General features: G+C 63.6%; 9 protein-coding genes. 3 read left to right on the top strand and 6 right to left on the bottom strand.

Translation table 11 applies throughout. From position 1 onward, the window contains the following. Window positions 1-59: 59 nt before the first annotated feature. From RWT78_RS24760 to RWT78_RS24785, 6 genes are all read right to left on the bottom strand, one after another. On the bottom strand, window positions 60-1,229 hold the full coding sequence (locus RWT78_RS24760; RefSeq protein WP_314681613.1) for a sn-glycerol-3-phosphate ABC transporter ATP-binding protein UgpC: 1,170 nt from the start codon (window positions 1,227-1,229) through the stop codon (window positions 60-62). A gap of 4 nt (window positions 1,230-1,233) precedes the next feature. Beyond that, window positions 1,234-2,064 carry a carbohydrate ABC transporter permease gene (locus RWT78_RS24765; protein WP_003945075.1) on the bottom strand — a complete coding sequence of 277 codons (831 nt, stop codon included), beginning with the start codon at window positions 2,062-2,064 and terminating at the stop codon, window positions 1,234-1,236. A gap of 1 nt (window position 2,065) precedes the next feature. Beyond that, window positions 2,066-2,947 (bottom strand): carbohydrate ABC transporter permease, encoded by an 882-nt coding sequence (locus RWT78_RS24770; protein ID WP_044480569.1) that lies wholly within the window; start codon window positions 2,945-2,947, stop codon window positions 2,066-2,068. Between the two features lie 80 nt (window positions 2,948-3,027). Continuing rightward, entirely contained in the window at window positions 3,028-4,365 is a 1,338-nt protein-coding gene (locus tag RWT78_RS24775) for an ABC transporter substrate-binding protein (RefSeq protein WP_037131899.1), read from the bottom strand. 252 nt (window positions 4,366-4,617) lie between these two features. After that, window positions 4,618-5,112: a general stress protein gene (locus tag RWT78_RS24780; RefSeq protein ID WP_003945065.1), complete on the bottom strand. Its 495-nt coding sequence runs from the start codon at window positions 5,110-5,112 to the stop codon at window positions 4,618-4,620. A gap of 107 nt (window positions 5,113-5,219) precedes the next feature. Beyond that, window positions 5,220-6,182 (bottom strand): CoA ester lyase, encoded by a 963-nt coding sequence (locus tag RWT78_RS24785; protein WP_020908461.1) that lies wholly within the window; start codon window positions 6,180-6,182, stop codon window positions 5,220-5,222. Between the two features lie 72 nt (window positions 6,183-6,254). Here RWT78_RS24785 and RWT78_RS24790 point away from each other — a divergent pair, with 72 nt between their 5' ends. From RWT78_RS24790 to RWT78_RS24800, 3 genes are all read left to right on the top strand, one after another. After that, on the top strand, window positions 6,255-7,541 hold the full coding sequence (locus RWT78_RS24790; protein WP_003945077.1) for a magnesium transporter MgtE N-terminal domain-containing protein: 1,287 nt from the start codon (window positions 6,255-6,257) through the stop codon (window positions 7,539-7,541). Then, window positions 7,538-8,080, top strand: coding sequence for a DUF1003 domain-containing protein (locus RWT78_RS24795; RefSeq protein WP_003945067.1), 543 nt, complete (start codon window positions 7,538-7,540; stop codon window positions 8,078-8,080). The genes RWT78_RS24790 and RWT78_RS24795 overlap by 4 nt, the downstream gene beginning before the upstream one ends. 114 nt (window positions 8,081-8,194) lie before the next feature. Beyond that, window positions 8,195-9,557, top strand: a 1,363-nt coding sequence (locus RWT78_RS24800) for a lytic murein transglycosylase (RefSeq protein WP_314681621.1), incomplete at its 3' end; no start/stop codon positions are given.

A 9,557-nucleotide genomic window follows, 5' to 3' on the forward strand; every position in this document is an offset into this window, starting at 1 on the left:
CCGAACAGGTACCGCTCCCCTGGGGCGCGACGTATTCGGTCACCGTGCCCGGGTAAAGGTCACAGCAGCAGATGGGCTCCCGTACCGCCGTCGAACACTGCGATCTTGGCGGGATCGAACCAGAGATCGACAGACCTGCCCTGGGCCACCGTGGACTCGGACGAGAGCCTGGCAACCAGTTGACCGCCACCAGCGACGGCCGTTCCCGAATCGGCAGCGAGTTCCTCGAGTTCACGAGAGTTGACGGCGGGGCCACCAGCGAGGAAATACGCGTACTTGTCCGAACCCATCGATTCCAGCACGTCGACGTCGACGGTGAACGTCCCGCCGTGCGGCTTCTGCGCTGCATCGACCAGCGCCACGTCCTCGAAATGCTCCGGTCTGATACCGACCACCACGTCCTTGCCCGAACCGCTGCCCGAGATCTTCGACTGCGCCGCCGCTGGCAGGCGAACATCGCCGATCGGCGTGCTCACACCGTCGGCCGTCAACTGTCCGGGGAAGAAGTTCATGGACGGGGACCCGATGAATCCCGCCACGAACAGATTGTTCGGACGATCGTAGAGTTCCTGCGGCGCACCGATCTGTTGCACGATTCCGCCGCGCAGCACGACTACCCGATCGCCGAGCGTCATCGCCTCGGTCTGGTCGTGGGTCACGTAAATCGTTGTCGTACCGAGTCGCTGCTGCAGACGGGCGATCTCCGTCCTCATCTGCACGCGCAGTTTGGCGTCCAGGTTCGATAGCGGCTCGTCCATGAGAAACGCCTTCGGGCTGCGCACGATTGCGCGTCCCATCGCGACACGCTGACGCTGACCGCCCGACAGGTTCGCCGGTTTGCGATCGAGATGCTGGGTGAGGTCGAGCACCCGCGCTGCGTCGTCGACCTTGGCGTTGATCTCGTCCTTGGACATCTTCGCCAATGTCAGTGGGAAAGCGATGTTCTGACGCACCGTCATGTGCGGATACAGCGCATACGACTGGAACACCATCGCGATGTCGCGGTCCTTGGGGGCGCGTTCGTTGACGCGTTCACCCGCGATCCGCAACTCACCGGTCGAAATGTCTTCCAGCCCGGCAATCATGTTGAGAGTCGTGGATTTTCCACAACCGGACGGGCCCACGAGAATGATGAATTCTCCGTCGGCGATGGTGATGTCGACATCACTGACCGCCTTGGCTCCGTCCGGGTACAGCTTGGTCACCTTGTCCAGCACGATCTCGGCCACAGGCTTATCCCTTCACTGCGCCGGAAGTAAGCCCGGCCACGATACGACGTTGGAAGAACAGAACAAAGATGATGATCGGAATGGTGATGACCATTGCGGCCGCGGCGATGGACCCGGTGGGCTCCTCGAATTGTGAAGCGCCGGTGAAGTTCGCGATGGCCGCAGGGGCGGTGATGGAGCGTTCGGTCGACGTCAACGAGATCGCGAACAACAGATCGTTCCAGCAGAAGATGAAAACCAAGATGCCCGCAGTGACGATGCCGGGCGCGGCCAGTGGAGCCACCACCTTCCGGAACGCCTGCCCCGGCGTCGCGCCGTCCATCTGAGCCGCCTTTTCGAGTTCCCAAGGAATCTCTTTGAAGAACGCGGAGAGCGTGTAGATCGCCAACGGCAACGCAAAGGTGATGTACGGCAGGATGAGTCCGGCCCAGGTGTCGAAGAGTCCGAGCCGTCGTTCGATGTCGAACAGCGGGCTCACCAATGAAATCTGCGGGAACATCGCGATCAGCAGGGCAACAGCCACCAGCAGCTTCTTGCCCGGAAAATCCAGGCGCGCAATCGCGTAAGCAGCCATGGTTCCGATCACCACGGCGATGACCGTCGAGATGAGTCCGATGCCGATGGAGTTGATCAGAGCACTGGTGAAGGCGCTGGTGTCGAAGATTCCTCGGTAGTTGTCCAGGGTCCACTTCTCCGGAATGAACTTGCCGTCCTTGATGGTTCCGGCGGGCTTGAAGGACAGGCTCGCAATCCACAGGACTGGAACCAACGCGTACAGCAAGACCAGAAGGTTGACGACGGACCAGCTGATCTTGAGTCTGGGAGTCACGGTCATGTCAGCGTCCTTCCGTATCGGATCCGGGAGCCGAAGCACCGAAAAGTTTGATGAAGATGAACGCGATCACTGCCACACACACGAAGATCAGCACGCTGATCGCGGATCCGATACCCAAGTTGAATGCCTTGAACAGATTGTCGTAACCCAGAATCGACACCGACCCGGTGTCGTTCGCTCCCTTCGTCAGCACGTAGATGTTGTCGAAGATGCGGAACGCGTCGAGTGTGCGGAACAGCAGAGCGACGAGGATGGCGGGCTTCATCAGCGGAAGGATGATGCGTACCAACCGGGTCCACGCACCGGCGCCGTCCACCTGAGCCGCCTTGAGGAGGTCGTCGGGCACGAGCGCCAGGCCGGCGAGCAGGAGCAGCGCCATGAACGGCGTCGTCTTCCACACCTCGGCAAGGACGATGATCGCGAGCGACGGGATCTGGTCGGTGAGCGGCGCACTGCCGTCGGGCAGGAGATTGGCGAGGTAGCCGGTCCCCGGCGTCCACGCGTAGTACCAGCTGTACGCCGCCGCGACGGTGACGATGCCGTACGGGATGAGCACAACGGTGCGGACGAGCCCCTTGCCCACGATCGTTCGGTGCATCACCAGTGCGATGGTCAGTCCGAGAACGAACTCGATGACGACCGAGACAACCGTGATCGACGTCGTCACCGCGAACGCTTGCCACCAGTAACCGTCGGTCAGCACCGACACGTAGTTGTCGAACCACACGAACTTTCGTTGATCCGGGAAGCGCAGGTCGTAGCGCTGCAAACTCAGCCAAACGGCGTAGACCACCGGATACGCGGTCACCGCGATCATGAGAATCGCGGCCGGGGCCACCAGCCAGAGACCGAGTCGACGCTCAGCCGCCTTACCGTCGGACATCTTCGACTTCGCGGAGTGCTTCGGCTCCGGCGATGCCGTCGCGACTGTTGGTGCAGATCCCGAATTCTCGCTGTCGATCGTCACGGAATCAGCCCCTCGGAATTGACTGCCTTGCGTACCTGCTCGGCAAGATCGTTCACGGTCGATTCCGGATCGATGTTTCCCACAGGGTTCAGCGTGGCAGTGATGAGCGTCGAAATACTCTGATAGGCAGGAGAAACCGGCCGAACCGAAGCGGTGTCCAGGCTGTCGCGAACCTCACGCCACGCCGGGTACGCCTCCTGGAACGCCGGGTCGTCGTACAGGCTCTCGAGAGTCGGCGGAACGCCACCGGCTACCGCGTTGTTGCGCTGATTCTCCTCGTTACGCAGACAGGTCAGCGCCTCGAAAGCGAGGTCCGGATGCTGACTGGTCTTGGCCACCGCCACGTTGAAGCCGCCGATCGTGACCTCGGCCGGCTTACCCTCGATCACCGAGGGATACGGAGCGGCAAGGAAATTCCGTTCTCCGTTCACCGTGAGCACCGTGTTTCCGGTGTTCTCACTGGTGACGTTGCCCTTGTCGTCGATGTACGGCAGATCGCCCTTCTCGGCGTTCTCCATGATGCCGGGCAGCACGAACGGCCAGTTGACCTGGAAGGCAGATTTGCCGCTCTCCATACCCAGTCGCGACGACGCTTCATCCCCCTGCGAGATCGAGGGATCCGCACCCTTCGCGGTAGCGACGCGCTTCATGACGGTCAGCGCCTGCTGGGCAGCATCACCGTCGGCCACCGTCACGGTTGTTCCGTCCGGCCCCACCACCGATCCGCCGGCACTGGCGAGAAGGGTGTTGAACCAGACCATCAATCCTTCGTACTGCTTGCCCTGCACACCGATCCAGCTGGGGCGCCCCTCCGCGGCCAGGCCTTCGGAGATGTCGATCATCTGATCCCAGGTTTGGGGTGGTTGCCCGTCCGGCATCAAATCCTTTCGATACCAGAGCAATTGGGTGTTGGTGTTCAATGGCGCCGCATAGAGCTGGTCCTGCCACTTCGCCGACTCCAGCGGACCCTCGAGCGTCCCGTTGCTGACCTCGGCCGCCACGTCGTCAGGAAGCGGCAATGCCCATCCCGCTTCGGCGAATTCGGCAGTCCACACCACGTCGAGCGTCATCAGATCGAGTGACTTGTCATTGCCGGTCAGACGCCGGGCCAACTGAAGTCGCTGGTCGTCGGCACCCTTGGGCAGAGTTTTCTGCTCGACCCGGTACGCGCCGTTCGACGCCGCCGAGCAATTGGCGGCGGCCTCCGCATACTGCTCGGCGCCGTCGGCGGCGGTGTAGAAGGACAGCACCACGCCGTCGTCATTGTCCGATCCGCACGCACTGAGCAAGGGCGCCAACAACAATGTTGCCGCGCCGAGCAGCCCCGCCCGCAATTTCTTCTTCTGCCCCGCCCGCGATCTCTCGTTCTGCCCCGCCCGCGATCTCTTGTTCTGCACAGCCGTCCTCCTCGGGCGGCGAGACGGCGCAGTCGCTACGGCTGGCCGACGCACCACACATCGGCACTTTTGCCGGAGAAGGGACCTATTTCCTTGTCCGGCAAACGGTCACGGGGAAGTGAGCATTACCTCGCCCGCGTGTACACAACGTAACCGAGATCACATCAATTGGCAGCCCGAGTGAGAATGTCAGATAGCGAGCTTGGCCAGAAGGTCGCGGGCCGACTCCGCCGTCTTGGGCTCACACAGTACGTCGTAACGTCCGGCGACCAACTGCATCGTCGAGGCGAAGTCCCGCTGCCCACGCGTCGCGGCGTAGGGAATCGTCGTGGAGATGACACCGAAGATGATGCCGCCCACGATGCCCGCGATCAGCGGAGCGAGGAAACCGCCGGTGACGATTCCGAGCACCAGGCCGAAGAAGACACCGAGCCACGCGCCGGAGACGATGCCGCCACCGATCACCTTGGCCCACGTCAACCGACCGAGAACTCGCTCGACCTGCATCAGGTTAACGCCGACGATCGTGACGTCCTGAACCGGGAATTCCTGATCGGAGAGGTAATCGACTGCGCGCTGCGCCTCGGCGTAGGTGGGGTACGACCCGATGGGCCATCCCGAAGGCGGTGTCGGCAACGCTCCACGGCGCGACCCATTCGACGATTGACCGAGCGGATTGGACATGGCTGGCTGCGCTCCTCTTTTCGGGCACGTCATCCACGCGGATGACGCAAGTACATCTACCCCCTATTGTGCCCTTTACAGACCTGATTCGTTCGGCTATGCGAGCGTCAGGCGTGTTCGGGCGGCGTGAATTCCGAGGTGCGCGTCATCCCCGCGGCGCGGCCCTTGGCCGAAATCACCAGTGCCATCTTGCGACTCGCCTCGTCGATCATCTCGTCGCCGAGCATGACGGCGCCCCGCCCTCCCCCGGCAGCCGAGGTGTGGAACGCGTACGCGTCCAAGATGAGTTCCGCACGGTCGTAATCGGATTGGCGCGGACTGAACACCTCGTTGGCCGCCTCGATCTGCGTGGGGTGCAGAACCCACTTGCCGTCGAAACCGAGCGCTGCCGTTCGCGCAGCCGACCGAGTGAAAGCCTCGACGTCGCGGATCTGCAGGTACGGCCCGTCGATGGCCTGGACGCCGTGCGCCCGCGCGGCCATCAAGATGGTCATCAGGATGTGGTGATACGCGTCACCGCGGTCGTAGCCGTCCGGTTGCTCACCGACGACCAGAGTTCGCATGTTCAAGCTCGCCATGAAGTCGGCCGGGCCGAACACGAGCGCCTCGACGCGGGGACTCGCGGTGGCGATCGCGTCGATGTTGGTCAAGCCGATCGCGTTCTCGATCTGCGGTTCGATCCCGATCTTGCCGACCTCGAGACCGTTGGCCTTCTCGACCTGCGTCAACAACAAATCGAGCGCCTGGACGTGGCTCGCATCGGGAACCTTGGGCAGCAGAATGGCGTCCAGATGCGCTCCGGCGCGGCCCACCACCTCCACGACGTCGGCATACGTCCATTCGGTGGTCCAGTCGTTGACCCGGACGACCTTGACCTGTTTGCCCCACCCGTCCTCGGCCAACGCGTCGCCGATCGACTCCCTGGCCGCCTGCTTCGCCAGCGGCGCCACCGCATCTTCGAGGTCGAGAAAGATCTCGTCGGCGGGCAATCCCTTCGCCTTGTCGATCATCTTCCGACTGCTGCCGGGAACTGCCAATACCGATCGACGGGAACGGTTGCGTGAAGTCATTGCGGACTACCCTTCTCGATTTTCGGTGGCGCCGTTGCAGATTTTGACGCTGGACGAATTAGCCTTGCAATCATGGCAGCAGCAGGCAAGGTATTTGCAGCCAGGCTTGCCGGCCTGGTTGTACTCGGCCCGGACGGCGAATCGATCGGTCGTGTGCGCGACGTCGTCATCACGGTCCGCATCGGACGCCAGCAACCCCGCGTTCTCGGTCTGGTGATCGAAATGTTCACGCGCAAACGCATTTTCGTTCCGATGTTGCGTGTGACAGCAATCGAACCGAGTGCAGTCACCCTCACCACCGGCAACGTCAGTCTGCGGCGCTTCAACCAGCGCCCGGGCGAAGTGCTCGCTCTGGCGCAGGTACTCGATTCGCATGTGCGCGTGGACGACCCGGAACTCGAGGAGCTTCACGGCGTCGACACGATAGTCGTCGATCTCGGAATCGAATCGACGCGGACGCGAGACTGGGTGGTCTCCAAGGTCGCGGTTCGCGGCCATCGCGGACGCCTCGGTCGACGCGCGGCGATTCACATCGTCGACTGGCAGCACGTCGCCGGCCTCACCCAGAGCGACCTCTCACTCCCCGGCCAGGGCGTAGCTCACCTGCTTCTCCAGTACGAAGGCATGCGACCCGCCGATGTGGCCAACGCCATGCGCGAACTGCCGGAGAAGCGCCGCCACGAACTGGCCGTGGCGCTCGACGACGAACGCCTCGCCGACGTCGTGCAGGAACTGCCGGCGGACGACCAGACCGATCTGCTGATGCACCTGGAAGTCGAACGCGCCGCCGATCTACTCGAAGCGATGGATCCCGACGACGCCGCCGACCTGTTGGGCGAGCTGCCCGAAACCGAGGCCGAGTCACTGCTTCAGTTGATGGACCCGCAGGATTCCGAACCTGTTCGACGCCTGCTCGAGCATTCCCCGGACACTGCCGGTGGTCTGATGACGCCCGAACCGGTGGTACTGACGGCCTCGACGACGGTCGCGGAGGCCCTTGCCCGCGCCCGCAACTACGACGTGACCCCGGCGCTGTCGAGCATGGTCTTCGTCGTACGTCCACCGACGGCGACTCCGACCGGGCGGTATCTCGGCTGCGTCCACTTGCAGAAGCTTCTCCGTGAGCCTCCCGCCAGCCTGGTAGGCGGACTACTCGACACCGACATGCCCCGGTTGGCCCCGGACGACTCGTTGGCGTCGGTCACCCGATATTTCGCGACGTACAACTTGGTATGCGGGCCGGTCGTGGACGACGAGAACCACCTGATCGGGGCCGTGACGGTCGACGACGTGCTCGATCACCTCCTGCCGGAAGACTGGCGTGAGGATTACTCCGACGACGAGGAACTACTCCGATGAGCGAACGGGCGTCGAGCACGACCGCACGGCAACGACTGGAAACGCCTCGCGGAAGCCGCCGGTTCAATCTCGATTTCGACGTCGAAGCTGTCGGGCGCGTCAGTGAACGCATCGCCCGCTTCCTCGGCACCGGGCGTTATCTCGCAATCCAGACGATCATCGTGATCGTCTGGATCCTGATCAACGTGTTCGCGGTGGCCCTGCAGTGGGACCCGTACCCGTTCATCCTGCTCAACCTGGCCTTCTCCACCCAGGCCGCCTACGCGGCACCGCTGATCCTGCTGGCCCAGAACCGTCAGGAGAACCGCGACCGGGTCTCGCTCGAGGAGGACCGCTCACGCGCCGAGCAAACCAAGGCGGATACCGAATTCCTTGCCCGAGAACTCGCAGCTCTGCGTATCGCCGTCGGCGAGGTTGCCACCCGCGACTACCTGCGACGGGAGCTCGAGGAGATCAAGTCGATCCTTGCTGCCGACGGCGAACCGACCCCGAAGAAGAAGCACCGTGACTCGAATACTGCGAAACAAAGTCACAACTAGCTGAGCGTTCGCTGAGTTTTGCTGCACGCACCGTGACCGATATGTAACGTAAGTCACAGCAATATGGATATCACGGTGGGTACTCCGGAGCGGGAGCGCCAGCAAAGGGGAATCGTGCGAGTACGCGGAATGATTGCAGCATCCACACTGGTGGGGGGACTGCTCGTCGTAACAGGTCCAGCGGCCCTCACTGCCGGAAGCGCACCGACCGGAGGGTCACAGGTTCCGATCGCACTGGCGGGCTCCGCCTCGATTGCGCAGCCGGACTCTGTCGACTTCCTCCCAACGCCCCGCACGGTCCGAACGCAAAGATCGGCCCCGCCCAGCGATACTGTCGCCGGCGCCCCGGCAGCGCCTAACGCTGCGGCCGTCGTCCTCACCTCTCTGGGCATCCCCGAGATCGTCCTGAACGCGTACCGCTCCGCGGAGCTGGTGATGATGACCGAGGCACCGGGATGCGGAATCCCCTGGCATCTTCTGGCCGGCATCGGACGCATCGAATCCGGTCACGCCAACGGCGGCAAGACGACCTCGGTGGGTACGACGGTCACCCCGATCCTCGGCCCCGTCCTCGACGGACGGCTGGCAGGCAACGAAGTCATTCGGGACACCGACAAGGGCGCGATCGACGGCGACCCCACTCACGACCGTGCCGTCGGGCCGATGCAGTTCATTCCGGCCACCTGGGCCGGATATGCCAGCGACGGCAACGGGGACGGAATCAAGGACCCCAACAACGTCTTCGATGCGGCGCTCTCGGCAGCGAAGTACCTCTGCAGCGGCGGACTCAACCTGCGCGATGTCGCCCAGGAGACCAAAGCTGTTCTGCGATACAACAACTCGGCCGCTTACGCAGCAAACGTGATCATGTGGTCGACGGCATACAAGAACGGTGTCATTCCTTCCGGTCAGCTGCCGTACACCTCGGGCATCAACACCGGCAGCTCGGCGATCAACGCCGCCGCCTCGGCAGACTCCGCCGCTTCGGCCGTACTCGCCGCGGCTGCGGCTACCGATCCGGCGGCCGGTGACAAGGAATCAGCGTCGACGACGCCGACCCCGACCACCACTCCCCTCTTCCCGGGTCTGCCGGACATGCCTGCACTCTCACCCGAGATCCAGGCACTGATCCCGCCGGGCGTCATGCCGACCAGCCCCGCTCCGGGACCCAACGCCGCCCGGAACGCAGCTCCCGGTCCGATCATCCCGCTCCCCGTCCTCACCTCACGGGGTCTCGTGTGGCCGATTCTGACGGCCGAGGGATGGCGCTGGCCCGACGACATGTGTGTGATCCTTCCGGACCCCGCAGCCCTCGACGGCTTGCAGGACGGCATCCTTCTGCCGTGCACGATCCCGGGCATGGCAGTGGCCGCCACGGCACCCGCCTCCACCGACGCGGCTCCCGCGGAATCCTCTCCGCCCGCCGCCCCCTCGCCGGAGCCCGCACCGGCACCCGCACCCGCACCGGAGCCCGCTC

The sequence above is a fragment of the uncultured Rhodococcus sp. genome, from assembly GCF_963525155.1.
GTDB classification, from domain to species: Bacteria; Actinomycetota; Actinomycetes; order Mycobacteriales; family Mycobacteriaceae; genus Rhodococcus_F; species Rhodococcus_F qingshengii.